This is a genomic window from Mesorhizobium sp. P2_C5_2 (assembly GCF_056404535.1).
Genome location: NZ_JBFUDV010000003.1, coordinates 250,812 through 275,584, shown reverse-complemented (window position 1 = coordinate 275,584; position 24,773 = coordinate 250,812). Strand labels below are relative to the sequence as shown.

24 protein-coding genes are annotated in these 24,773 nt (G+C 63.9%); 13 read left to right on the top strand and 11 right to left on the bottom strand.

What is annotated here, in order from left to right:
• Positions 1-53 precede the first annotated feature (53 nt).
• The 10 genes from AC1D1B_RS12660 to AC1D1B_RS12615 all read left to right on the top strand — a co-directional run bounded on the left by AC1D1B_RS12660 (position 54) and on the right by AC1D1B_RS12615 (position 10,109).
• Positions 54-722 carry a response regulator transcription factor gene (locus AC1D1B_RS12660; protein ID WP_477332583.1) on the top strand — a complete coding sequence of 223 codons (669 nt, stop codon included), beginning with the start codon at positions 54-56 and terminating at the stop codon, positions 720-722.
• A gap of 79 nt (positions 723-801) precedes the next feature.
• Entirely contained in the window at positions 802-2,055 is a 1,254-nt protein-coding gene (locus AC1D1B_RS12655) for a flagellar hook protein FlgE (protein WP_477332581.1), read from the top strand.
• Between the two features lie 176 nt (positions 2,056-2,231).
• On the top strand, positions 2,232-3,686 hold the full coding sequence (gene flgK, locus AC1D1B_RS12650) for a flagellar hook-associated protein FlgK (RefSeq protein ID WP_477332579.1): 1,455 nt from the start codon (positions 2,232-2,234) through the stop codon (positions 3,684-3,686).
• 3 nt (positions 3,687-3,689) lie between these two features.
• On the top strand, positions 3,690-4,733 hold the full coding sequence (locus AC1D1B_RS12645) for a flagellar hook-associated family protein (protein WP_477332577.1): 1,044 nt from the start codon (positions 3,690-3,692) through the stop codon (positions 4,731-4,733).
• A 30-nt stretch (positions 4,734-4,763) separates the two neighbouring features.
• Positions 4,764-5,111 carry a flagellar biosynthesis regulator FlaF gene (gene flaF / locus AC1D1B_RS12640; RefSeq protein ID WP_477260922.1) on the top strand — a complete coding sequence of 116 codons (348 nt, stop codon included), beginning with the start codon at positions 4,764-4,766 and terminating at the stop codon, positions 5,109-5,111.
• Positions 5,108-5,548: a flagellar biosynthesis repressor FlbT gene (flbT, locus tag AC1D1B_RS12635; RefSeq protein ID WP_477332575.1), complete on the top strand. Its 441-nt coding sequence runs from the start codon at positions 5,108-5,110 to the stop codon at positions 5,546-5,548. Before flaF ends, flbT begins: the two co-directional genes overlap by 4 nt.
• The gene (flgD, locus tag AC1D1B_RS12630) at positions 5,548-5,955 is read left to right on the top strand and encodes a flagellar hook assembly protein FlgD (protein ID WP_477332573.1); all 408 of its coding nucleotides are present in this window, start codon (positions 5,548-5,550) and stop codon (positions 5,953-5,955) included. The genes flbT and flgD overlap by 1 nt, the downstream gene beginning before the upstream one ends.
• A gap of 26 nt (positions 5,956-5,981) precedes the next feature.
• Positions 5,982-6,248, top strand: coding sequence for a flagellar biosynthesis protein FliQ (gene fliQ / locus AC1D1B_RS12625; protein ID WP_127853917.1), 267 nt, complete (start codon positions 5,982-5,984; stop codon positions 6,246-6,248).
• A gap of 126 nt (positions 6,249-6,374) precedes the next feature.
• A complete protein-coding gene (gene asnB, locus AC1D1B_RS12620; RefSeq protein WP_477332571.1) occupies positions 6,375-8,243 on the top strand; it encodes an asparagine synthase (glutamine-hydrolyzing) in 1,869 nt (622 codons plus the stop codon).
• 222 nt (positions 8,244-8,465) lie between these two features.
• On the top strand, positions 8,466-10,109 hold the full coding sequence (locus tag AC1D1B_RS12615) for an MFS transporter (RefSeq protein ID WP_477332569.1): 1,644 nt from the start codon (positions 8,466-8,468) through the stop codon (positions 10,107-10,109).
• 25 nt (positions 10,110-10,134) lie between these two features.
• On the opposite strand, the gene AC1D1B_RS12610 is transcribed toward AC1D1B_RS12615, so the two are convergent.
• The 9 genes from AC1D1B_RS12610 to AC1D1B_RS12570 all read right to left on the bottom strand — a co-directional run bounded on the left by AC1D1B_RS12610 (position 10,135) and on the right by AC1D1B_RS12570 (position 19,377).
• Positions 10,135-10,491, bottom strand: coding sequence for a cupin domain-containing protein (locus AC1D1B_RS12610; protein WP_477332567.1), 357 nt, complete (start codon positions 10,489-10,491; stop codon positions 10,135-10,137).
• A gap of 69 nt (positions 10,492-10,560) precedes the next feature.
• Positions 10,561-11,946, bottom strand: coding sequence for an NAD(P)/FAD-dependent oxidoreductase (locus AC1D1B_RS12605; protein WP_477332565.1), 1,386 nt, complete (start codon positions 11,944-11,946; stop codon positions 10,561-10,563).
• Between the two features lie 20 nt (positions 11,947-11,966).
• Positions 11,967-13,082 (bottom strand): ABC transporter ATP-binding protein, encoded by a 1,116-nt coding sequence (locus AC1D1B_RS12600; RefSeq protein WP_477332563.1) that lies wholly within the window; start codon positions 13,080-13,082, stop codon positions 11,967-11,969.
• Positions 13,079-13,876, bottom strand: a complete 798-nt coding sequence (locus AC1D1B_RS12595; protein WP_477332561.1) for an ABC transporter permease — start codon at positions 13,874-13,876, stop codon at positions 13,079-13,081. Before AC1D1B_RS12595 ends, AC1D1B_RS12600 begins: the two co-directional genes overlap by 4 nt.
• Positions 13,876-14,748 (bottom strand): ABC transporter permease, encoded by an 873-nt coding sequence (locus tag AC1D1B_RS12590; protein WP_477332559.1) that lies wholly within the window; start codon positions 14,746-14,748, stop codon positions 13,876-13,878. The genes AC1D1B_RS12595 and AC1D1B_RS12590 overlap by 1 nt, the downstream gene beginning before the upstream one ends.
• Positions 14,749-14,770: 22 nt before the next feature.
• Positions 14,771-15,847 carry an extracellular solute-binding protein gene (locus AC1D1B_RS12585; protein WP_477332557.1) on the bottom strand — a complete coding sequence of 359 codons (1,077 nt, stop codon included), beginning with the start codon at positions 15,845-15,847 and terminating at the stop codon, positions 14,771-14,773.
• Positions 15,848-15,887: 40 nt separating this feature from the next.
• The gene (locus AC1D1B_RS12580; RefSeq protein ID WP_477332555.1) at positions 15,888-16,541 is read right to left on the bottom strand and encodes a helix-turn-helix domain-containing protein; all 654 of its coding nucleotides are present in this window, start codon (positions 16,539-16,541) and stop codon (positions 15,888-15,890) included.
• 178 nt (positions 16,542-16,719) lie between these two features.
• Positions 16,720-18,555: a chloride channel protein gene (locus AC1D1B_RS12575; RefSeq protein WP_477332553.1), complete on the bottom strand. Its 1,836-nt coding sequence runs from the start codon at positions 18,553-18,555 to the stop codon at positions 16,720-16,722.
• A gap of 522 nt (positions 18,556-19,077) precedes the next feature.
• Positions 19,078-19,377: a putative quinol monooxygenase gene (locus tag AC1D1B_RS12570; RefSeq protein WP_477332551.1), complete on the bottom strand. Its 300-nt coding sequence runs from the start codon at positions 19,375-19,377 to the stop codon at positions 19,078-19,080.
• A 121-nt stretch (positions 19,378-19,498) separates the two neighbouring features.
• On the opposite strand from AC1D1B_RS12570, the gene flhA reads away from it, so the two are divergent.
• The 3 genes from flhA to AC1D1B_RS12555 are packed head-to-tail and all read left to right on the top strand — an operon-like array spanning position 19,499 to position 22,720.
• Positions 19,499-21,586 carry a flagellar biosynthesis protein FlhA gene (gene flhA / locus AC1D1B_RS12565; protein ID WP_477332549.1) on the top strand — a complete coding sequence of 696 codons (2,088 nt, stop codon included), beginning with the start codon at positions 19,499-19,501 and terminating at the stop codon, positions 21,584-21,586.
• On the top strand, positions 21,583-22,335 hold the full coding sequence (fliR, locus tag AC1D1B_RS12560) for a flagellar biosynthetic protein FliR (RefSeq protein WP_477332547.1): 753 nt from the start codon (positions 21,583-21,585) through the stop codon (positions 22,333-22,335). Before flhA ends, fliR begins: the two co-directional genes overlap by 4 nt.
• A 1-nt stretch (position 22,336) precedes the next feature.
• The gene (locus AC1D1B_RS12555) at positions 22,337-22,720 is read left to right on the top strand and encodes a hypothetical protein (RefSeq protein ID WP_477332545.1); all 384 of its coding nucleotides are present in this window, start codon (positions 22,337-22,339) and stop codon (positions 22,718-22,720) included.
• 203 nt (positions 22,721-22,923) lie between these two features.
• Here the strand turns inward: AC1D1B_RS12555 and AC1D1B_RS12550 are convergent, their stop codons facing one another.
• On the bottom strand, positions 22,924-24,045 hold the full coding sequence (locus tag AC1D1B_RS12550; RefSeq protein WP_477332543.1) for an ABC transporter permease: 1,122 nt from the start codon (positions 24,043-24,045) through the stop codon (positions 22,924-22,926).
• A 2-nt stretch (positions 24,046-24,047) separates the two neighbouring features.
• On the bottom strand, positions 24,048-24,761 hold the full coding sequence (locus tag AC1D1B_RS12545) for an ABC transporter ATP-binding protein (RefSeq protein ID WP_477332541.1): 714 nt from the start codon (positions 24,759-24,761) through the stop codon (positions 24,048-24,050).
• Positions 24,762-24,773 lie beyond the last annotated feature (12 nt).

Below are 24,773 nucleotides of genomic sequence, written 5' to 3'. Positions count from 1 at the left end.
ACCGGTTACGCCTCTTCCCACGGGGCAGATGATCTGATTCGGAGGCGGGGCCGATGATTGTAATCGTTGACGAGCGTGAGCTCGTAACTGAGGGGTATAACTCACTTTTCGATCGCGAGGGGGTCGCCTGTGCGGGCTTCGCACCTGGCGAATTCGGCGAGTGGGTGACATCGGCTGCCGACACCGATTTGAAGTCGGTCCGCGCCTTCCTCATCGGCGATTGCCGCGAAGGAGCCATCTCGCCACGCCAGATCCGCGACCGCACCGGCGCGCCGGTCATTGCGCTCAGCGAACAGCACTCGCTTGAAAATACGTTGCGGCTGTTCGAGAGCGGCGTCGACGACGTCATCCGCAAGCCGGTCCATATCCGCGAAATCCTGGCCCGCATCACCGCCATCCGCCGCCGCGCCCATGGGGACGTCAGCTACACCGAGATCGGCGCCATGCGCATCTTCATGGACGGCCGCGATCCCGAGATCGATGGCCAGCCGCTGCCACTGCCGCGCCGCGAACGCCGCATCCTCGAATATCTGGCGAGCAATCGCGGACGCCGCGTCACCAAGACCCAGGTTTTCAACGCCATCTACGGCATTTTCGACGAAGAGGTCGAGGAGAACGTGGTCGAGAGCCACATCAGCAAATTGCGCAAGAAATTGCGCGAGAAGCTCGGCCAGGACCCGATCGATTCCAAGCGCTTCCTCGGCTACCGGCTGGTGTTCTGATGGCGGTCCGCGCCAGCCTCGCGCAAGACAGAAATTATACCCTCGCGACCACAGACATGGGCATTGAGGAGACGTTTCGATGAGCCTTTACGGAATGATGCGGACCGGCGTTTCCGGGATGAACGCACAGGCCAACCGCCTGTCCGCCGTGGCCGACAACATCGCCAATTCCGACACCACCGGTTACAAGCGGTCCTCGGCCGAGTTTTCGACGCTGGTCATGCCGCAGGTCGGCGGTGCCTATAATTCCGGCGGCGTCAACACCACGATCCGCTCAGCGGTCAGCGCCCAGGGCGTGCTGCAATACACCACCTCGGTCTCCGACCTCGCGGTCAACGGCAACGGCTTCTTCGTCGTCCAGGACCCCAGCGGAACGCCTTTCCTCACCCGCGCCGGCGCTTTTGTTCCGGATGCCCAGGGCAGGCTGGTCAATGCGGCCGGCTATCAGCTGATGGCCTACAGCTACGCCAACGGCACACCTGCCGCCACCGCCAACGGTTTCGAAGGACTGGTGCCGGTCGAGATCTCCGACCAGGAAATGACGGCGACGCCCAGCACCACGGGCAACTTCAACGCCAATCTGCCGGCCGGCGCCACGCCACCCGCAGGTCCGCTGCCGTCCAGCAACAGCCCGACCGCGGAATACACGTCGAAATCCTCGATGGTCACCTACGACAATCTCGGCAACAAAAAGCTGCTTGACGTCTATTTCACCAATACCGGCACCGGCACCTGGTCCGTCTCGGTGTTCGACCAATCCAAGGCGACGCCCGGCACCTCCTTCCCCTATACGGGCGGCGCACTGGCCACAGCCAACCTGACCTTCGACACCACCACCGGCAAGCTCACCGGCGCGGTCGACTCAATTACGATCCCCGTACCTGGCGGTGCGTCGCTCGACCTCGATTTGTCCAAGCTGACCCAGCTCGGCACCGGCTTCACCGTGTCCGAAGCGAAGGTCAACGGCAACGCCCCCAGCACGATCGAGAAGATCCAGATCGGCGAAGACGGCGTAATCTATGCCCAGTACCAGGATGGCTCGACCAAGCCGCTGTTCAAGATTCCGCTGGCCGACGTCCAGAGCCCAGACAACCTCACCGCGCTGCCGGGCAATGTCTATGCGCAATCCACCGACTCCGGCACCGTGCGCATCGGCTTCGCCAATGAAGGCAAGCTCGGCGGCATCATCTCCGGCGCGTTGGAAAATTCCAATGTCGATATCGCCGAGGAATTGACCAACATGATCGCGGCGCAGCGCAGCTACACCGCAAACTCGAAAGTATTCCAGACCGGTTCCGACCTCATGGACGTCCTTGTCAACCTGAAGAGATAAACAACGGGCGCTAGTGGGATGAACCCAAACCAGAGCGGCGCGGTGCGCGGAGTTCGAATTCAAGGCCACACCGGCAAACCGGCTGGTGTGGTTTGGAATTGGAGGTTTCCGAACGCTGACACCGCCGACAGGGCAGAAACGTCATCCCCCTCCCACTGGCCTCGTGAAAGACCCGCATGTCGCTGACTTCCGCATTGACCATAGCCCAACAGTCGCTTCAGACCACGTCGAAGCAGACCAGCGTCCTTTCCCGCAATATTGCCGACGCTAGCAATCCCGACTATGCCCGCCGCACGGCGGTCGTCATCAGCGCCGCGCCCGGCGCCCGCTCCGTAGAGATCCAGCGCGCCACCAATGCCCTGCTGTTTCGCCAGAACCTCAGCGCGCAATCGGCATGGAGCGGCCAGAGCACGCTTTACAGCGGCATTGACCGCCTCGCGGTTGCCGTCAACGGCGTCGACAATGCCTCCTCTGCCTCGACCGCGATCGGCAACCTGCAGAACGCGCTGCAGCTTTACGCCGCCACGCCATCCAACCAGAATCTCGGTTCCAGCGTCATCGATGCGGCCCAGCAGGTGGTGCGCTCGCTGAACGACGGCACTAAGGCTATCCAGGATTTCCGCACCCAGGCCGACGGCGAGATCGCCACCGCGGTCAACGACCTCAACTCGCTGCTCAGCCAGTTCCAGGACGCCAACAAGGCGGTCATCTCCGCTACCCGTTCGGGCACGGACGCGTCCGACGCGCTCGACCAGCGCGACTCCCTGCTGAAGAAGATCGCGGACTATGTGCCGGTGTCGACCTTCACGCGCGGCGACAACGACATGGTCATCACCACCAAGGACGGCACGACTCTGTTCGAGACCATTCCGCGCTCGGTCAGTTTCGCGCCGTCGGCAGGCTACACCGCCGGTACACCCGGCAACACCATCTATATCGACAATGTGCCGGTCAGCGCCGGCACCGGCGGCAACACCAGCGCCGACGGCAAGCTCGCCGGGCTGATCACCTTGCGTGACGGCGTCGCCGCGACCATGCAGAGCCAGCTCGACGAAGTCGCGCGGGGCCTTATCACCGCCTTTGCCGAGACCGCGCCTTCGCAGCCCGACCGAACCGGCCTGTTCACCTGGTCGGGCGCGCCCGCCATTCCGGCCGCCGGCACGCTGATCGACGGCCTTGCCGGCTCGATCAAAGTCAACGCCGCAATGGATCCGAGCGTCGGCGGCAATCCGGTACTGCTGCGCGACGGCGGCGCCAATGGTGCTGTCTATATCGCCAACACCGCTGGCAACGCCTCCTATTCGCAGCTCTTGATCGGCTACGGCGACAAGCTCGACAAGCCGATGCCTTTCGACGCTTCGGCCGGCATCACCGTCACCTCCAGCGTCTCCGACTATGCCGCCAACGCCATTGGCTGGTTCGAAGGCCAGCGCCAGCAGGCCTCGAGCAACGCCGACGCCAAGGAAGCGCTGGCCTCGCGCACCGCCGAGGCGCTGTCCAACGACACCGGCGTCAATGTCGACCAGGAGATGTCGTTGCTGCTCGACCTCGAACACACCTATCAGGCTTCGGCGCGCATGATGAAAACCGTCGACGACATGCTGTCGTCCCTGCTCGATGCCGTGGGATAAGCCATGAAAGCCACATCCGTCTCCTCAGCCGCCCTTTCCAACGCCGCGCGCTATCAGCAGATGCGTATGCAGGCCGAACTGGTCAAAGCCACCAAGGAATCGACGACCGGCACCGTCGCCGATGTCGGCCTTGCGCTCGGCGCGCGCACCTCGCAGGCAGTGACCTTCTCGCGCGATCTCGACCGGTTGAACGTCATCATTGATTCCAATTCGCTGGTCACCGCCCGGCTGTCCTCGACGCAGGCTGCGCTTGGCCAGCTTTCCGACACCGCACAGAACTTGCTGACCGCGTTGACCGCCGCCGGCAATTCCTCGAGCGCCATCACACAGCAAGCCGGCAGGGCCGCCGTGCAGCAGATGACCTCGATCCTCAACGCCAGCGTCAACGGCGAATATCTGTTTGCCGGCACCAACACCGACGTCAAGCCGATCGACGACTTCACTGCCACCGGCTCGCCAGCCAAGGCGGCGTTCGACGCTTCCTTCTCGTCCTATTTCGGCTTCACGCAGAGCGATCCGCTCGCCGCCAACATCACCGCCGCCCAGATGGACGGCTTCATCACCAGCAATGTCGTGCCGCAGTTCATGGGCGCGGGCTGGCAGACCAACTGGTCGAACGCCACCGACCAGCAGATCGTCAGCCGCATTTCACTCGGCGAAACCACCCAGACCTCGGCCAGCGCCAATGACGACAGCATCCGCAAGCTCGCCATGGCTTCCGCCATGGTCACGGGCCTGCTGTCCGGCAACCTCAGCGATGCGGCAAAGACCACCGTTGTCGGCCGCGCCCAGGCGATGGTCGGCGAGGCCTTGGGCGGGCTCGGCCAGCTGCAGGCCGAGACCGGCCTTGCCGAAAAGCGTGTGTCCGACGCCAGCGATCGCATGAAAACGCAGGTCGACCTGTTCGAACGCCACATCCTCGATCTCGAAGGCGTCGACCCGGCCGAGGCCGCCACCCGCGTCGCGGATCTGACCCAGCATATCGAGACGTCCTTCGCGCTGACCGCGCGCCTGCAGCAGATGAGCCTGCTGAACTACCTGACCTGAAAATCTCAACCGCAACGGTAGAGCCAAACGATGTACCAATTCTCCTACGCCGACGTCCAGACCGACTCCGTCACCGATGCCAAGGACCGCGAGCGGCAGCTTTTGACCCGCTCGATCGAAATGCTGGCGGCGGCGGCCGCTGTCGGCCACACCTCGATGGAAGCGGTCGAGGCGCTGCACTTCACCAACCGGGTCTGGACCACCTTCGTCGAGGATCTCGGCTCCAGCGACAATGTCCTGCCCAAGGAATTGCGCGCCAACCTCATCTCCATCGGCCTTTGGCTGCTGCGCGAGGCCGAGGACATCCGCCAGGGCCGCACCGACAATTTCGAAGGCCTGATCGAAGTGTCCCAGATCATCCGGGATGGCATTCAATGACCAACACGCTGAAGATATCGCTGAAGCCGAACGAGAAGATCTACATCAACGGCGCCGTCATCCGCGTCGACCGCAAGGTCACCGTCGAGCTGATGAACGACGTGCAGTTTTTGCTCGAGAACCATGTCATCCAGGCCGAAGAGGCCTCGACACCGCTCAAGCAGCTCTACTTTATCCTGCAGGTCATGCTGATGAACCCGGCCGGCGCCGTCGAGGCGCGGGCCATGTTCCGCCGCTCGCTGCCTTTGCTGCTGGCAAGCTTCGAGGACGAGCAGATCAACGGCGCGCTGAAGCAGATCGACCGCATGGTCGGCGAAGACCATATCTATGAAGCGCTGAAGGCTATCCGTGCGCTTTATCCTCTCGAACGCCGCGCGCTTGGCGGCAATGACGATGTTCAGGGCGCAAAGCGCCCGCTGGCCGTGGGAGCACACTAATGAATGTGGACATGACGACGACAATCCCGACGGGCGCCAACCAGGGCACCCAGCAGACTTCGAAGACAGCGGTCGACTACCAGTCGTTCCTGAAGCTGCTGATCGCCGAGATGAAAAACCAGGATCCGACGAAACCGATGGATTCGACGCAGTATGTCGCCCAGCTCGCCACCTTCTCGCAGGTCGAGCAATCGGTGCAGACCAACACCAAGCTCGACCAGATCATGCAGTCCTCGGCGCTGTCGCAGGCGGACGCACTGATCGGCCGTTCGATCACCTCCGCCGACGGCAACACGACTGGCGTCGTGGCCTCCGTCAAGCTTGCCAGCAACGGCCTGATCGCGGTACTACAGAACGGCACCGAAGTGCCGGTCGGCGCGGGCGTTTCGATAAAGCCGGCCAGCTAGATCCGGTTCCGTAGAGGCGCGCTCACATGAACGAGGCCGACGCGCTCGACATCGTCCAGTACGCGGTGTGGACGGTGCTCACCGCTTCCGCGCCGGTGGTGCTGGTCGCCATGGCGGTCGGCATCGGCATCGCGCTGATCCAGGCCTTGACCCAGATCCAGGAAATCACCCTCACCTTCGTTCCCAAGATCGTCGCCATCATGCTGGTCGTGGCGCTGACCGGTCCGTTCATCGGCAGCCAGATCTCAGCCTTCACCAACGTCATCTTCGAGCGCATCGAAAACGGGTTCTAGAAGCAATTCCAGGAAAAGTGTGTCGTGCTTTCCCTGAGGAATTGCGTAGTGAGCAGTGCCGCTTGCAGCCTGCTTGGTTCCGGCTAGATTGCGAGTCATGACCCAGGCAACATTGACCGGCAGGCCATGTGCGGAATAGCCGGCGTCTGGCGCAAGCGAAACCCGATCGACGCCAACGACCTGTCGGATGTCGCCCGTATGATGCAGGCGCTGGTGCATCGCGGCCCCGACGATCATGACAGCTGGAGCAACAAACGGCTGGCTCTCGGGCACCGTCGGCTGACCATCATCGATCCTTCACCCGCTGCCCGCGAGCCGATGCTGACCGCGTCCGGCCAAGGCGTTCTTGTCTACAATGGCGAGGTCTACAATTACCGGTCGCTGCGCGAGACGCTGCAGGCACGAGGCGTCGTCTTTCGAACCATCTGCGATGCCGAAGTGGTGCTCGAAGCCCTGCATCACTGGGGTCCCGAAAAGGCCGTGCCGCTGTTCGACGGCATGTTTTCCTTCGCTTATTTCGACGCTCGCAACAGTGCGCTCTGGCTCGCTCGCGACCGTCTCGGCATCAAGCCGATGTCGGTGGCCGATACGCCGGAGCGGATCCTGTTTGCCTCTGAGGACAAGGCGATCCTCGCCTGCGACGGTTTTCCGCGCGATATCGACAGCCGCGAGATGACCTTGCGGCTGGCTTGGCAGAGCCGCGATTCCAGCTACAGCCTGTTCGACCGCATCGAGCGCTTGCCACCCGCCGGCCTGTGGAAGATCGCCGATGGCGGTATTGAAAAGCGCCGCTTCTGGCATGTGCTGGACGTGCTGGAGACCGCACGCATCACCGGCGACCTATCCTCGGACGCCGAGCACATGGCAACGCTCGAGGCGCTGCTCAAGGACAGTGTCGGACTTCACTGCATCGCCGACACCAACGTCGCCACGGCCTGCAGCAGCGGCGTCGATTCCGGCCTGATCACGGCGCTGGCGAAGCCGTTCAGGCCGGAGATCCATGGTTATGTCGTCGACCCGCAGCTCGGCCGCAGCGAGGCCGAAGACGCCGAACGCACCGGCCGCCATGTCGGCGTGCCCTTGCGCCGGGTGCCGGTCGACAGGGGCCGGTTTTTCGAACTTTGGCCAAGAGTAATCTGGCATCTGGAAAGCGATGGCTGGCATGCCAGCCATGTCGGGCTGCTGGCGCTTGCAGAACAATGCCGGGCCGATGGCGTCAAGGTGCTGCTCACCGGTGAAGGCGCCGACGAATTGTTTGGCGGCTACCCTCTGCAGGCCTTGAGCATGAAGAAGTGGCGCTCCTGGTCGTGGCCCCGGCGTCTGTTGCATTCGAAGCGCTCGCTCGACCGGAGATTCGAACAACAGCGCCGCGCCCCCTACAAGCTCTCGGTTGGCGGCCACTCACAAATGGAGCGCAGCATGGTCCTGCGCGCTTTGTCGCCGGAGCTGAATTTCCTGCAGACCGAGATATTCGATTGCCTGGAGCCGGTGACGCCGCCCGCCGATCGCGCCTTTCTCGGCAGCTGCCTCTATGACCTCTATTCGCATCTGCAGGACATCCTGCACCGGCACGACCGGCTGAGCATGGCGGCGTCCGTGGAGCTCCGGGTCCCGTTCCTGGAGAACCGCCTGATCGATTTTGCGATCCATTTGCCGAGGCGGCAAAAATACCGCGACAAGACAGGAAAGTGGCTTCTGCGAAAGGTCGCGCAAAAGCATATCCCGCGCCAGAACGTCCAGGCGCGCAAAATCGGCTTCGACATGTCGTCCGAATTTTCGGCCGGCACGGAGACCTTGCTGCGCGGCGGCTTCCTGCGCGATGCCATGAAGTGGCCCACAGCCAGCGTGGAGGACATGATCCAACTCGCGCGGCGCGAGCAGCCCTCCAGGCTGCGGCTTGTCGGCATGGAGCTTTTCCTGCGCCTTCACGCCGGCGGCGAGACGACAGGCGCGCTGACCGAAGCCCTGCATGCCGCTGCCCGGGACAGAAGCTGACTTCGCCCGGCCGATACCCCGGCGCGGTGGACCAAAGAGAACATCGCTCTGGGCAGCGGACCCCTTGCCGGCTGACGTATTTTTGCCTTGCTATCCTGTTGTTGGACCATGATGTTTTTCGAAGGCGCGTTCGCCCTTTTGGATGTCGTGCTCTATTTCAAGCGAATGCCCTGATTGTCGTCCCGGCGGACGAAACCAGCGCATGAAGGTGGGACAGATCTGATGATCGATGACGAGCCGGACAGCGAACGCGTTTCGGCGCTGGCGCCGTTCCGGCATGGCATCTTCCGCGCCGTCTGGTCGGCCAGCCTGGTGTCGAATTTCGGTGGCCTGATCCAGGGCGTTGGCGCCGCCTGGATGATGACCACCATCGCCACTTCACCCTATCAGGTGGCGCTGGTCCAGGCCTCGACCACGCTGCCGATCATGCTGTTTGCGCTTGTGGCGGGCGCCATCGCCGACAGCTTCAATCGGCGCAAGGTGATGCTGATCGCCCAGGTTTTCATGCTGGTCGTCTCGGCGCTTCTGACGCTGTTCACCTGGAACGGCTGGATGACGCCGTGGACGCTGCTTGCCTTCACCTTCCTGATCGACAGCGGCACGGCGCTCAACAACCCGTCCTGGCAGGCATCGGTTGGCGATATGGTGCCGCGCAACAAGCTGCCGGCAGCGGTCGCGCTGAATTCCCTCGGCTTCAACCTGACGCGCAGCGTCGGCCCGGCGATCGGCGGCATCATCGTCGCCGCTGCCGGTGCGGCCGCTGCCTTTGCCGCCAATGCGCTGAGCTATATCGGCCTCATCATCGTGCTCTTCCGCTGGAAGCCGGAGCTGCCGGTCTCGACCTTGCCGCGCGAGACGCTGGGCGCCGCGATGGGCGCCGGCCTGCGCTATGTCGCCATGTCGCCCAACATCGGCAAGGTGCTGGTCAGGGGCTTGGCCTTCGGCTTCAGCGCCGGTGCGGTGCTGGCGCTGCTGCCGCTGGTGGCGCGTGACGTCGTCAAGGGCGATGCCTTGACCTACGGCATCATGCTCGGCGCCTTCGGCATCGGCGCCGTCGGCGGCGCGCTGATCAGTGTGCGGCTGCGGCAATTGCTGTCCAGCGAGACGATGGTGCGCATGGCCTTCGCCGGCTTCGCCGTCTGCGCCTTCAACGCCGCAATCAGCCACGATGCCTGGCAGACCGCGGCAGGCCTGCTCATCGGCGGTGCCTGCTGGGTGATCGCGCTGTCGCATTTCAACGTCACCGTGCAGATGTCGACACCGCGTTGGGTCGTCGGTCGGGTGCTTTCGGTCTACCAGACGGCGACTTTCGGCGGCATTGCGCTGGGCAGCTGGGTGTGGGGCGTCGTTGCCGATGCGCATGGCGCCGAAACCGCGCTGATTGCGGCCGCCATCGCGATGCTTGTCGGCGGCGCCATCGGCCTGCTCCTGCCCCTGCCGCAACAGGCCGCGCTCAACCTCGATCCGCTCAACCGCTTCAAGGAGCCGCATCTCGGCCTCGACCTCAAGCCGCGCAGCGGCCCGATCGCGATCATGATCGAATACATCATCCGCGAGGAGGACGTGGCCGAATTCCTCGCCACCATGGCAGAGCGCGGACGCATCCGCCGCCGCGACGGCGCCCGCAACTGGACACTCGCGCGCGATCTTGAAAATCCATCCGTCTGGATCGAGCACTACCACACGCCGACCTGGCTGGAATACATTCGCCACAACCGGCGCGCCACCCATGCCGACGCCGTCGTCACCGAGCGGGTGCGGGCGCTGCACAGCGGCGATGAACCGCCGCGCGTGCGCCGCCTGATCGAGCGCCCGACGACCGCTGGCACCGCGCTGGTCTCGCCGAGGGGCCCGATCGACCACTGATGTCGTCTGAGCCGGGCAGCGCCCCTCAGCCGGCTGACTGGATCATGTAGAGCTTGCGCGTGGTCTCGCGTATCCGCCACTCGCCTTTCCAGCCCTGCGGCAGGACGAGCAGATCGCCTGGACCGAGTTCGCGCACCTCACCATCGATGCGGCTCAGTTCCACGCGCCCGGAAATGATGTGGCAGATCTCCGAGGAGTCCGAACGATCGGCGGTGAAGCGGCCGGGCGTGCACTCCCAGATGCCGATATCGACGGTTCCGTCCGGCGACTGGAAGAACGAGCGCGCGGCCTCGAGCTGATCCCCTTCAATGCAGGTCGGCTTGGGTGAGAACGCGCCGATCTCAGCCTTGGCGAGATCGTGGAAGGTCGAAAGGTCGATCAAGTCGTACTCCGTCAATCAGGGCAATTCCAGGAAGCGGTTTCCCTGGGAATTGCGTGAAAACAAATGGCGTTAGTGGCCTGTGATGCTGTCGGCGATCGCGGCCAGCTTCGATGTGTGCGCAAGCCCTGCAGCCTCACGTCGATCGGCGACGCTGTAGAGCTGGTACATCGAATGCACGCCAAGCCAGCGGAAGGGCTCCGGCTCCCATGGCCGGACCTTGCGATTGACCCAGGGCAGCTGCGTCAACTCGGTGTTCTGGCCAAGAACAAGATCGGCCAGCGTGCGCCCTGAAAGGTTGGAGCTCGACACGCCGAGCCCGACATAGCCGCCGGCCCAGCCGATGCGGGTCGCGGGATCGAGGCCGACCGTCGTGCACCAGTCGCGCGGCACGCCGAGCACGCCGCACCAAGCATGGTCGATGCGGCAGCCCTTGGTCTGCGGCAGCAGCATCGTCAGAATCGTGTGCAACTGGTCGATCGTGGCCTGCTGCGTCTGCCCATTGACGTCGGTGCGCGACCCGTAGCGGTAAGGCACGCCACGCCCGCCCATGGTGATGCGGCCCTCACGCGTGCGCTGCGCATAGCAATAGGCATGCGCCGCATTGCCAAGCAGCTCATGCCCTTCCCAGCCGATATCGCGCCACAGCTCCGGCGACAACGGCTCGGTCACGATCTGCGCGCTGTTGAGCGCCAGCCAGGTCCGCTCCTCGCCGGGAATGCCTGCGGTAAACCCCTCGGTCGCGCGGATGATGGTTTCCGCCCGCACCGTGCCTCGGTCCGTCGTCACCCTGCCTTTGGCGATAGCGGTCACCGTCGTCTTCTCATAGATCGGCACGCGCAGACGCTCGACGGCTTCGGCCAGCCCGCGTACCAGCTTGGCCGGCTGCACCCGCGCCTGGCCGTGAACGACGAAGCCGCCCATGACGTTGCGGATGTTGATGCGCGCCCGCGTTTCGGCGGCGTGCAGCATCTCGACGCGGTTCGGATCGAAATCCCACGAGCGGATTGTCTCGCACTCTTCGCGCACGCGCTCCAGCTGCGCTGCATTGGTGGCCACCGTCAGATTGTCGACGCGGCGGATGTCGGCATCAATGCCTTCCTCAGTCGCCACCCGGATCACTTCGTCGACGCAGCCTGCCATCGCCGCCTGCATCGCCATCACGCCTTGCCGGCTCGATGTCTTGAGATACTTTTCGCGCGACCAGCTGAAGCCGCCCGACAGCCAGCCGCCATTGCGGCCCGAAGCGCCGAAGCCGGCGAACTCGCGCTCGACAATCACGACGCGCAGCGAGGGTTTCGCCTTCTTCAGATAATAGGCGGTCCACAGGCCGGTATAGCCGGCGCCGACAATGGCGACGTCGGCTTCGATGTCGCCGGGCAAGGGCGGCCGCGGCGCGGGAACCGCTCCCAGATCCGCATACCAGAATGATATGTCGCCGTTGCGCTTGGCTTGCATGGAATGACTTTCAGACGGGATCAGGTAAGGGTGGTGTCGGCCGTGCTGTCGTCGGCCAGCAGCTTGGCGTCTCTGCCGTCGAAGCAAAGCTCGACCTTGTCGCCCAAGCCAAAACTTTCGCCGGTCAGCGCTGAACGCACGATCGCGGCGGAGCCGTCGGCGAGCTTGACTTCGTATTTCGATTCCGAGCCGAGATAGATAGCTTCCGCGATCGTCCCCGACAGCCGGTTGGCGCCATTGGCAGCACTTTGGCCGGGCCTGCGGATCGCGAGCTTTTCAGGACGCAGCAGCATCACCGGGTTGGCATCGCCGGCAAGCCGCCGGGGCGCCGTCACCGTCTCACCGGCAATGGTCAGCGCGGTGCTGGTACCGTCGCTTCGGGCTTGCCCGCGCAGCACGGTGGAATCGCCGATGAAGCGACCGACGAACAGCGTCGCCGGTTCGTCATAGAGCTGGCGGCCGGTGCCGACCTGCTCGATGCGCCCGCGGTTGAACACCGCGATGCGGTCCGACAGCACCAGCGCCTCTTCCTGGTCGTGCGTGACATAGACGAAGGTGGTGCCGAGCTCGCGGTGGATGCGCTTGATCTCGAGCTGCAGCCATTCGCGCAGTTTCTTGTCGAGCGCGCCGAGCGGCTCGTCCATGAGAAGCAGCGGCGGGTCGAAGACGATGGCGCGCGCCAGCGCCACGCGTTGCTGCTGGCCGCCCGACAATTCGCTGGGATAGCGATGCGCGAAATCGCCCATCTTGACCATATCGAGCGCCCTTGCCACGCGCGCCTGCCGTGTCGCCTGGTCGACGCCGCGCAGCGTCAGCGGATAGGCGACGTTGCGGCCGACGCTCATATGCGGGAACAGCGCATAGTGCTGGAAGACGACGCCGATGTTGCGCTTGTGCGCCGGCACGCCGATGACGCTCTTTTCCCCGACCAGCAGCTTGCCGCTGGTCACGTCGGTAAAGCCGGCGATCACGTTGAGCGTCGTCGTCTTGCCCGAACCGCTGGGGCCAAGCAGCGTCATGAACTCGCCGGGCTCGATGCGCAGCGACACGCCATCCAGCGCCTTGAAGCCGCCATAGGCCTTGCTGATCCCTTCCAGATCAATTGCCGCGCCCCTGCTCGCCTGCATCGGGTTCATTGGCGTCCTTTCCGCTCGCGACCAAGAAGAAGCATGCCGCCGCCGATCAGAATCGTGGTGGCGAAAAGCAGGATGGTGCCGACAGCCGCGACCGTCGGGTCGGCGTCGCGCGTGATGGAAGCAAAGATCTGCACCGGCAATGTCTTGAGATAGGGGTTGGTGATGAACAGCGACACGACGATCTCGTCGAAGGAGGTGGCGAAGGCGAACAGCAGGCCGGACGCCACGCCGGGCGCGATCAGCGGCAGCGTCACCGTGCGGAACGTGGTGAGCGCGCCGGCGCCGAGGCTGGCGGCGGCCGTCTCCAGCCGCCGGTCGAACACTTCGAGACTGGCCGAGACGGCGATCAGCACGAAGGGCAGCGCAAGGATGGTGTGGGCAAGCACGAAACCGAGCAGCGTGCCGACAAGCTGCGTGTCGAGATAGACCGCGTAGATGCCGATGGCCAGCACCACGCCCGGCACCACCATCGGCGTCAGCATCAGCATGCGTAGAAGATTTGCCGGCCGCGCCTTCATGCGGTCGAGGCCGAAGGCGGCAAGCGTGCCGAGCACCGTTGCCAGCACCGCCACGATCGAGGCGACCTTCAGCGAATTGAGGAAGCTGTTCGACCAGTCCGGATTGGTGGCGAAATTCTCGTACCACTGCCAGGAGAAACCCTGCGGCGGAAACGCCAGCGACTTGTTCTCGTTGAACGACATCGGCACCACGACCAGCGTCGGCGCCACCAGCCATATCGCCACCAGCAGGCAGACGAGGCCAAGAAGGGCGCGGGTGAGCGGCTTCATCTCCATCAGCGCCGCCCCGCTTCCCGGTGCCTGGACCGCATCACCGGTGCGGCGAGCGCCAGCAGCACGAAGGTGGTGACCAGGAGTACGACTCCCATGGCACCACCCCTGCCCCATTGCAGCAGGCTCAGCACCTGCGTCTGCACTAATGTCGACAGCATGGTCGAACGCGGGCCGCCGAGCAAAGCCGGCGTGATGTAGAAGCCGAGCGACAGGATGAAGACGATGATCGCGCCGGCATAGACGCCGGGCAGCGACAGCGGCAGGTAGACGGTGAAGAACGCTCGGGAAGGTCGTGCGCCCAAACTTTGCGCCGCCCGCATCAGCCGGAGGTCGATGCCTTGCATCACCGAATAGAGCGGCAGGATCATGAACGGCAACAGCACCTGCGCCATGCCGATGACGACACCCGTCTGGGTACGGATCAGCTTGACGCCGCTGAACCCGGCCGAGCGCAGCAGCGAATTGATGACGCCGGAATCCTGCAGCAGGATGACCCAGGACAGCGTGCGCACTACACCGCTGACCCAGAACGGGATCAGTACGCAAAGCACCAGCACCAACCGGACGCGCGGCCCAACCGCGGTCATCAGATAGGCATAGGGATAGGCCGCGATAACGCAGACCAGCGTCACCCAGGCCGAAATGGTGAAGGTCCGCTGCAGCACTGTCAGGTTCACCGGAGCGCCGAAGAACCAGGTATAGTTCTGCAGGCCCCACTCAGGTTCCGACAGGCTGCGCAGAACGATGGTGAGCAGCGGATAACCGATCACCGCGATGAGCAGTATGAGTGCAGGCGCCGTGAGTGCGAACGGCCGCCATGCCCGTCCCGGCCGCGCATCGGCGGCGGGTTGGGCGACGGGGTCGGACGCGCTCACGGCTTTTGTTCCCTTCAGCCGGTCAGTTGCCGGCCATCAGTGCCGCCCACTTTTCCTGCGCCACCGCAAAGTTCGGGACCCAGAACTTGAAGTTCTGCTTGTAGCCCTGCTTCTGGCGCTCGGGCGTATTGGTCAGGAAGGCGGCGACGGAAGCGTCGACCTTGGGCTGCGCGTCGTTGTTGATCGGCGTGTAAGAGGTCTGCTGCGCCAGGATTTCCTGCGCCCCTTTGCCGAGATAGGCATTGAGCAGGGCATAGGATGCGTCGGTATCCTTGACGCCGACCGGGATGGTCATCTGGTCCATCACCACCAGCCAATCCTGCCAGGCCGGCGTATATTTGGCGCCGTTCTTCACCGCCGTCATGGCGCGGCCCGTCCACATCATCAGCATGTCGGCCTCGCCGGACTCGGCGAGCTGCTGCGATTCCGCGCCGGTCTTCCAGAAAATGGTATCGGGGCCGAGCTTGCGGACCACATCGATGGCCTTGTCGATATCAGCCACCGTCATCGCCTTCGGGTCGCCGCCGGCGACCTTGAACGCCTGTTCGAGCAAGCCGCCGGTCGGGCTGCCGGAGCCGTCGATCCCACGCACGCCGGGGAATTTCTGCGTGTCGAAGAAGTCGGCCCAGCTCTTGGGCGGATTATCCTTGTACTTCTCGGTGTTGTACATCAGCACGACGCCGTAGTTCATCGCCGGCACCGAGCATTCGCCGACCTGGCCTTCCGGGATTTTCGAGACGTCAAGCTTCGTCAGATCCAGCTTCTGGAACAGCTTGCCGCAATAGACGTAAGGCGGCAGATCGTCGGTATCGACGACGTCCCAGGTGACGTTGCCGGACTCGACCTGCGCCTGCAGCTTGGCGATCTCGGTCGGTCCGTCATTGAGCAAGGTGACGCCGGACTTTTCGACGAACTCTTTCAGCGCAGCCGCCTGGCCGTCCTGATAGATGCCGCCATAGGAGACCAGCGTCAGCGTCTTGCCCTTGAGCGAGCCTTCCTTGACCTCGCCCGCTACCGGCTTTTCCTGCGCCATCGCGACCGTTGCCAGAACGCCAAGCGCCAGCACGGCGCTGAGATACAAAGCTTTTGTTTTCAGCATGATTGTCATTCTCCCATTTGTGGCCCGCATTGGCATGAACCTACCTGGCTGCGAGCGGTTTCCAGGCCGTGTATTGATCGAGTTCGGCACGCACCGATGTCGGCGGCGCGATGATCCACATCACCTCGGCCCGGCCACTGCCGATGTTCTCGGTGCGATGCGGGGTCGAGGTCGTGTATTCGACGCTGTCGCCCTCTTCGAGGACATGCCGCGCCTCGCCGAGCGAGACCTCGACAATACCGCGCAACACGACCAGCATCTCGTGCGCGTCGCCATGCGTGTAGAGCGCGGGGCCGGTCGAACCGCCAATGTCGAACTCACCGATATAGACTTCCATGTCACTCAAGGGAGGGCGCGAGAGCAGCATCTTGCGACAGCCGTCGCTGGGCGGCAGGCTCGGCCGCTCGCTGCGTCGCAGCACGCCATGCTGTCCGGCCGCGCTGTCCTCGAACAGCATCGCCACGCTCACCCCCAGCGCCGAGGCCATCTGGTTCAGCGAAGCCGTGCTGGCCCCTGTCAGGCCGCGTTCGAGCTGGCTGATGAAGCTGGCGCTCGTACCGGTCATCTCGGCGAGCTCGCGCAGCGAAAGGCGGCGGCCGAGGCGCAGGCTCTTCAGCCGCTGGCCCAGCATCTGATGGGCATGCGTAGCCGTCGAGACGACACCGTTCTTGACCGGAGCCTGGTCGCTGCTCATCTCGTCTTTTTCTCCCACTGAACAATTTGTACAGTGACACTGTACACCTGGCAAGCGCTGAGTGATGGAGAATTTGAGGTGGCCGGCAAAGCACTGCGGCGCGGGGCGAAAGCCGCGGCGGGCGGAGCAAATCAAGCGAGCCGCCGGCCCGCCTCAGGAATTCTGGAAACGTCTGGGTCTACTCTTCGCCTGAGAGGTCGCGCCGCGCCTTGTCGAGTTCCTCGGCGTAGCGCCGCATCAGGTGGCCCTCGGTCAAAAGCCCGACAACGGCCCGGTTGTCGAAATCCTCGACCACGGCCAGCTCCTCGGCCCCGGCGCGCTGAAAGGTTTCGGCGGCGGATTGGACGTTCATGGTCGGCACCAGCACCGCATCCCTGAATTTGGCCAGCGCCAACACCGGCGTCTCGTCGTCGGACGGGTCGCTGTGCAGTTCGGCGACGATCAGCACGCCGACATAATGCTGGTCTTCATCGACGGCGATGACGCGTTGCGCCGAACCCAGAGGCACGTCCTTGCGAAACGCGGCAAGTGTCTTGGCGGCATCGACGGTGCGGACATCCTGGCGCATCATTTTCCCGACCGTCAGATTGCGCATCCAGCCGACATCATGGGCGCTGCGGATGGTCTCGCCGCGCAGGTGAAAACGCCAGGTCGAGAAGGAGTAGCCGAAGGTCTCGCGCACCAGGATCGCCGCCATCAGCGAGGCCGCCAGCACGACGCCGGTCAGCGTCAGGTCGCGGGTCGATTCCAGCGCCAGGAAGGTCATCGTCAGCGGCCCGCCGACGACGCCGACGGCAAGCGACGTCATGCCGACGACAGCAGCGACGGAAGGATCGATGCCGGTCGCCGGCGAAATGATGGCCATCACCGCCGCGAAGGCCTTGCCGAGCAGCGCGCCAAGGAACAGCGAGGCAAAGAACAGGCCGCCACGAAAGCCGGAGCCGAGCGAGATTGCCGACGCCGCGAGCTTCAGCACGAAGACGCTGGCGACGACCGCGAGCCCATAATTCATCGCGAATTCGCGATGCAGCGCGCCATGGCCTGAGGACAGCACCTGTGGCGTGATCAGCCCGAGCATTCCAACGGCCAAGCCGCCGATCATCGGCCGAAGCGAACCGTCGATCGCTAACCGCGCGAAGCCGCGTTCCACCAGGCTGACCAGATGCATGATGGCGATGGAGGCCGCACCGCCCAGCAGCCCGAGCAGCAGGAACGGCAGATACTGGCTGGCGGTCAGCTCCGGCAGGCCGGAGAGTTCCATCGGAAACGGCACCACGCCGAACATCTCGGCGGTCAGCGACGCGCAGATTGCGGCGGTCATCACCGGCGCGACATTGGCGACCGAATAGATGCCGATGATCAGCTCGAAGCCGTAGAAGGCGCCAGTCAGCGGCGCATCGAAGGCCGCGGCGATGGCGCCGGCGGCGCCACAGCCGACCAGGATGCGGACATCGTTGCGGCGCAGCCGCAGCGCACGCGCCAGCCGCGACGCCAGGCCGGAGCCGACCTGCGTGTAGCCCGCCTCCAGCCCGACCGAAGCGCCGAAGCCGCTGGAGATCATCGTCTGCCCGACGATGATGAACGTATCGGTGAGCGACATGCGCCCGCCATAGAGCGCATTGGCCTCGATCGGATCGACCGGGGTGCGGAATTTCCGCTTCCGCAGCCAGATCACCGTCAGGCCGAGCAGGATGCCGCCGATCGCTGGCATCAGCGCCTGGAACGGGCTTTGCAGGGAAAACATCCCGGAGAGACGACCGCCCGGCTGAACCCCGAACAACAGGAAATGCAGGCCTTGCACGGCCTCGCTCATGCCGGTGACCAGCACCGCCGAGATCACACCGACGACGCCGGCCAGCGCAACGATGACGATGCCGCGCGCTTCGAGCAGCGGGATCGATCGGATCAGCACCGCGCGCAGGCGACGGGCATAGACCTGGGGTTCGTTAGGCAACGGAACGGCTCGCGGGTGCGAGGGATGAAAAGCTGCCGTGCCTGTTACGCCCGGCGGCATTGCGTGGCAATCGCAATGCCGACTGCTTGTGGCACCATTTTGGCGGTGCGGCGAGCCGCGAAAGACGGCAGCTCGCCCTCCGCTTCAATTCCCTTGCGGGCATGCCGGGCTATATGAGCACTCGCTTACGCAAGCGACGCAACTATGGTATTTTCGCCCGTCTCTATTTCCCTCACGGAGGAGAAGATGAGTGCGCGGGGATTTTTTTCACTAGCTGTTTGCATAGTTTTTTTGAGTTCGTCTGCAATGAGCAACTCAAGCGTCGATATGCCGACGAAATTGAGGATTTCGTACCCAGTGTCTCTTTTGCCGAGAGGCAATCCGGAAAAACAAAGCCGACCGACACAAGAGCTTATTCAGACTGCGCAGCAAGATGTGTGCTGCCCTGGCGGCTATCCCTGGTATCGCAATTCGACAAACACCTGCTACGGCAGCTATGAAGACTGTCACGATACCGATGGCGGAGGTTGGTCCTGCAGACAGGTCAACGCCTGCTAGGCCTTCGTAGCCGATGCCAATCACTCAAGTCGGCTTGGGCTCGCCTGCCTCATAAAGCATGAGGTTGCGCTCGCCGATGCCGAGCGCTGCCCAGCTCGCCCGCCAGTCGGCGATGTGCGGCGAGCGGAAATGCGCGTCGAGCGCGGCCCTGTCGCTCCACACCTCCGTCACATGGATGAGCCCGGCGTCGAGCACATCCTGCGCATAGGAATAGTCGATGCAGCCGGGCTCCGCACGGCTGCCCAGGATCATGCGCTGCATGGCCGGCCTTGCTTCGTCGAGCTGTTCCGCCGGCAGGCGGATGGTGCCGATGATCACCAGCATGATCTTTCCTCAAAGCTTCTGTCCTCTCGGCAGTAGCCAGTCTCCCACCCTCGCGCAAGCTTGGCCGGTTAGGCTCGAAGGGCTGCCCTCAAGTTCGGGCAGTCCATGGCTCGGGGACGATATGGCGATCAGCGAAAGCTTAGCGACGGGAACAGGGGCCAAGAACGGCCGCGATGTCTTCTTCGCCATCGGCATCGTCATCATCCTGGCGGTGCTGTTTCTGCCGATCCCGGCCTTCCTCATCGACATCGGCCTCGCCTTCTCGATCGCACTGTCGGTGCTGATCCTGATGGTGGCGCTGTGGATCCAGCGGCCGCTCGATTTCTCGTCCTTCCCGACCGTGCTGCTCATCGCCACCATGCTGCGGCTATCCCTCAACATCGCGACCACGCGCATGATCCTGTCGCATGGCAATGAGGGCACGCACGCGGCCGGCTATGTCATCGCCGGCTTCTCCAGGCTGGTGATGGCGAGCGATTTCGTCATCGGCCTGATCGTCTTCATGATCCTGATCGTGGTCAACTTCATCGTCATCACCAAGGGCGCCACCCGTATCGCCGAAGTCGGCGCCCGCTTCACCCTCGACGCCATCCCCGGCAAGCAGATGTCGATCGACGCCGATCTGTCCGCCGGCATGATCGACGACAAGACCGCGCAATTGCGCCGCAGGGAACTGGAGGAAGAATCGTCCTTCTTCGGCTCGATGGACGGCGCTTCGAAATTCGTGCGCGGCGACGCCATTGCCGGCCTCATCATCACCGCCATCAACATCGTCGGCGGCATCGCCATCGGTTACATCAGGCATGGTATGGGCATGGGCGAAGCCGCCGATGTCTTCATCAAGCTGTCGGTCGGCGATGGCCTCGTCACCCAGATCCCGGCGCTGATCGTCTCGCTCGCCGCCGGCCTGCTGGTGTCCAAGGGCGGTACCCGCGGCTCGACCAACCAGGCGGTGTTCGGCCAGCTCGGCGCCCACCCGCGCGCACTCTATGTCGCGGCGTCGCTGCTTGTCCTGCTTGGCCTGATGCCCGGCCTGCCGTTCTTCCCGTTCTTCACGCTGGCCGCCGGCATGGCCGGCCTCGGCTACGTCATCCCGATGCGTGCCAACCGTGAGGCTGCCGCCGCCGAAGCAATCAAGGACCTGGAGAAGGCGAACAAGGTCGAGGAGGAGAAGAACTCGGTCAAGGCATCGTTGACCACCGCCGAGATCGAGCTTCTGATCGGCAAGCAGCTGTCGACGCGGCTGCTGGTGTCGCATCAGGAGTTGGTCTTCCGCATGGCCAAGATGCGCAAGAAGTTCGCCACGCAATATGGTTTCGTCGTGCCGGAAGTGCGTGTCGCCGACGATTTCGGCATTCCGCCGAAAAGCTATCAGATCAAGGTCCACGGCACCGTTGTCGCCGAATATCAGATGCGCGTCGGCGAGATCATGGTGCTGCTCGGCACCCGCGATCTGCCCGACGTTCCCGGCGAGGAAATCCGCGAGCCGGCCTTCGGCATGCGGGCCTTCTCGGTGCTCGAAACCTTCGCCGAGGATCTGAAGCGCGAGAACTACACCTTTGCCGACAACATGTCGGTACTGCTCACCCATCTCTCCGAGGTGATCCGCAACAACCTGCCGCAGCTTCTGTCCTACAAGGACATGAAGGCGCTGCTCGAACGCCAGGATCCGGAATACCGCAAGCTCGCCGACGAGATCTGCACCTCGCACATCTCCTATCCCGGCCTGCAGGCAGTGCTGAAACTGCTGCTGGCCGAGCGCGTCTCGATCCGCAATCTGCACCTGATCATCGAGGCCATCGCCGAGATCGCGCCGCATGTGCGCCGTACCGAGCAGATCGTCGAGCATGTCCGCATCCGCATGGCCCAGCAGATCTGCGGCGATCTCTCCGAGGGCGGCATGCTCAAGGTGCTGCGGCTCGGCAACCGCTGGGACCTCGCCTTCCACCAGAGCCTCAAGCGCGACGCCAAGGGCGAGGTGCGCGAATTCGACATCGACCCGCGCCAGCTCGAAGAATTCGGCCAGGACGCCACCAAGGCGATCCGCAAGCATCTCGAGGCCGGCGAGCGTTTCGTCCTCGTCACCGCGCCCGACGCCCGCCCCTATGTGCGCATGATCATCGAGCGCCTGTTCACGACGCCTCCCGTTCTCTCCCATGTCGAAATCGCCAAGGGTGTCGAGATCAAGGTGCTCGGGACAATCTCGTGAACCTTCTGTCGCAAGGCGTCGTCATCGCCGCCTTCCTCGCCTTCTGCCGCATCGGTGCCTGCTTCATGCTGATGCCGGGCCTGTCCAGTGCCCGCGTGCCGGTCCAGGTCCGGCTGTTCGTCTCGATCGCCGCAACCGGTGGCCTGCTCGCCTTCCTGTGGGACAAGATCTTTCCCTTCGTCGATGCACGTCCGCAGGTGCTGGCGCCGATGATCATTTCGGAACTTCTGGTCGGCGGGCTGATCGGCGCCATGACGAGGCTCTATATGGAGGCGTTGCGCTTCATGGGCTCGGCCATCGCCATGCTGATCGGCTATGGCGGCACCGGCGGGCCGGCGATCGAGGAGCCGGAACCGCAGGCGGCCCTTGCCGCCATCATCTCGTTTTCGGCGCTGCTGCTGCTCTTCGTCTTCGATTTCGACCACGAGATCATCCGCGCTTTGGTTGCTTCCTACACGATCGCGCCGGTCAACGTCTTCTTCAACCCGCAGGCCGCCCTCGTCGATGTCACCGACACCGTGTCGGACGCCTTCTTCCTGGTCCTCCGGCTCGGCAGCCCGTTCGTCGCCTATGCCATCCTGGTCAATTTGACGATCGGCTTCGTCAACAAGCTTACGCCGCAGATTCCGGTCTATTTCATCTCGCTGCCCTTCGTCATTGCCGGCGGCATGATCATCTTCTACTTCGCCGTCGGCACCATGCTGTCGCTGTTCGTCGACGGCTTCGTCGACCTGACGCTGGCGAGGTGAGATGAGCACGCGCAAGGAACGGTTGCGGAAACTGGTCAAGGTGCAGGAGCAGCTGAAGGCGCTGCACGAAACCCGCCATGCCAGTTTCCTGGCGGCAGCGGCATCCGCCGAAACCGAGGCCAAGGAACTGGTCCAGCATTTCGACGCCGACCAGTCGATGGCGGTGCTGTTTCCTGACCTTTACCATCGCCGCATCGCCAATGCCCTGGTCCGGCAGGAAGCGAGCCTGGAAAGCGCCAGGCAGGAGGTCGGCCTCATCGCCACGGCGACGGCGCGCACCAACATGGTCGAGCGCGCCTACAAGGATGTGCGCCGCCAGGACGAGCGCGAGCGCTCCGACCGCGACCGGCTCGACCTCATCGCCCAGAAGCGGGGGCAGGAGTAGCGGCGGGAATTCTGCTTTTGACCCGAAGTCGACATACGCTTTCCACGACGCGAACGGCAGCTTTGCGCCGCATGTCGGCCCTTGAGAAGCGCTTTGCTGTTTCCCGAAAGCAGACATCGCCGGCCACCGCACTCCGGGTCGGCTCTAGCTAGGGCCTGTTCACACATGAACCGCTTCGTCAATAAATACACGACCCGCCGGCGTCAGATCCTCCGGAGCGCGTCAGCTGGGAGAAGGCGCGTGGCGCGCCAGGCCGGGTAGAGCGCGCCGAGGGGGCCAGCGATGAACACGAAGATCAGCGCCTGTGCGATCGACCAGCCCGACAGGTAGGGTACGATCAGACCGGCCGCGAACTTTGTCTTCGCCGCCATTTCCATTGCAAGGGCGCCGAGAATGATCCCTATGACGCCGCCGGCGGCGCTCATGAACAGGCCTTCGATGAGAATGAGCCGAAGAATACGCCGCGGAGACCAGCCTAGCGCTGCGAGAACGCCAATCTCGAACGTCCGTTCGTTCACCGCCATCAGAAGTGTATTGGCAACGGCGACAGAGGCCATCGCCATGACGACCAGTGAAATTGTCTGGGCAATCGCCTGAAGCAGATCGAAGATGCGGATGCTGTTGGCAAACTGCTCGGTGTCGCCTACCTCGAACCCCGGTGCGGCCGCGATGAGCCGGGTTCGGGCAACGGCTATGTCGTTCTTGTCGAGCGGCCGCTTCAGCCTCACCTCGTACAAGGTAAACACGTCCTCCCGCGACAGGAGTTGCTGCAGCCCTTCGAGCGGAACGATCGCGCTGTTCTGGTTCAGTATGGACGAGAACGACGCTATGCCGACAATCTGATAGGGCTGGAACTGGAGCTCGACAGTATCGCCGACCCGCTTGTCCAATGCGGTGGCGATCGACTCGCCAAGGATCACGGGCCACTGGTCCCCCGGTGCAGGGATTCGCCCCGCCAGCAGGTGCATGTCGTTCCACAGGAAGCTGCCGGCGGGCCAGCCGGCCATAACAATATTTGCGGCGTCATCAGCGGTGGTGATGTTCAGGAGAACGCCCGACACGGCCTCGACGTTTGGCACTTCGGAAAGCCCAGAGCCCAGCGATCTGGGCACGGTGCTGCTCACCAGGTTGAACGCGCCGCGTTGGCTTACCACCAGGTCGGCACCGTTCTCATCGATTCCCGATGCGAAAGAATGCTGGACGCCAGCGGTCAGGCCAGTAAGCGCCACAAATCCCGCCACCGCCAGAGCGATACCGAGAACGGTGAGGAGCGTGCGAAGCGGACGCGCGATGAGACCGCGCAAGGGCAGAGTCAGCTCTGTCATGGTTAGCGCATCCCCGACGTCGGCGCAGGCGTCGACACCGCCGCTATTCGGCTGTCCGACCGAATGCGGCCATCCGAGATCTCAACGCGCCGACCGCACAGTGCGGCCACGTCCTCGTCATGGGTCACCACGATCACTGCGGTGCCGAACTCGCGATGAACCTTGCCGATGATGCTCATCACGGATTGGCTCGTCTGCACGTCGAGGCTTCCTGTCGGCTCGTCCGCAACGAGAAGCTTCGGACGGTTTGCAAGCGCGCGCGCAATTGCAAGCCGCTGGCGTTCGCCGCCCGAAAGCTCAGCCGGCCGGAGCGTAGCGCGCTCGGCAAGACCGAAATGTGCCAGAAGTTCGAGCGCGCGGACACGACGCTGCCGCGCTCCGCCGAGGTTTCCCAACAAACCCACCTCGATGTTCTCGCACGCCGACAGTGACTGGAGCAGGAAGAAGTTCTGGAAAACGATGCCGATCCTGCTGGCCCTGACGGCTGCCCATGCCGCCCTCCCGTTGACGGCCCGTCCTTCGAACCGAACTTCGCCGCGCGTCGGCCGGTCGAGCCCGCAGACCAGGTTCAGGATCGTGGACTTGCCGCTCCCGCTGCGGCCGACAATGGCCACGGTCTCGTCGTCCTCGATCGCGAGCGACACATCGTCGACGGCGACGATGCGGCCGCCGTCAAAGTCGCGGCCGACATTGCTTAGTTCGACGAGGGAGGACATGAGCGCCAGCGA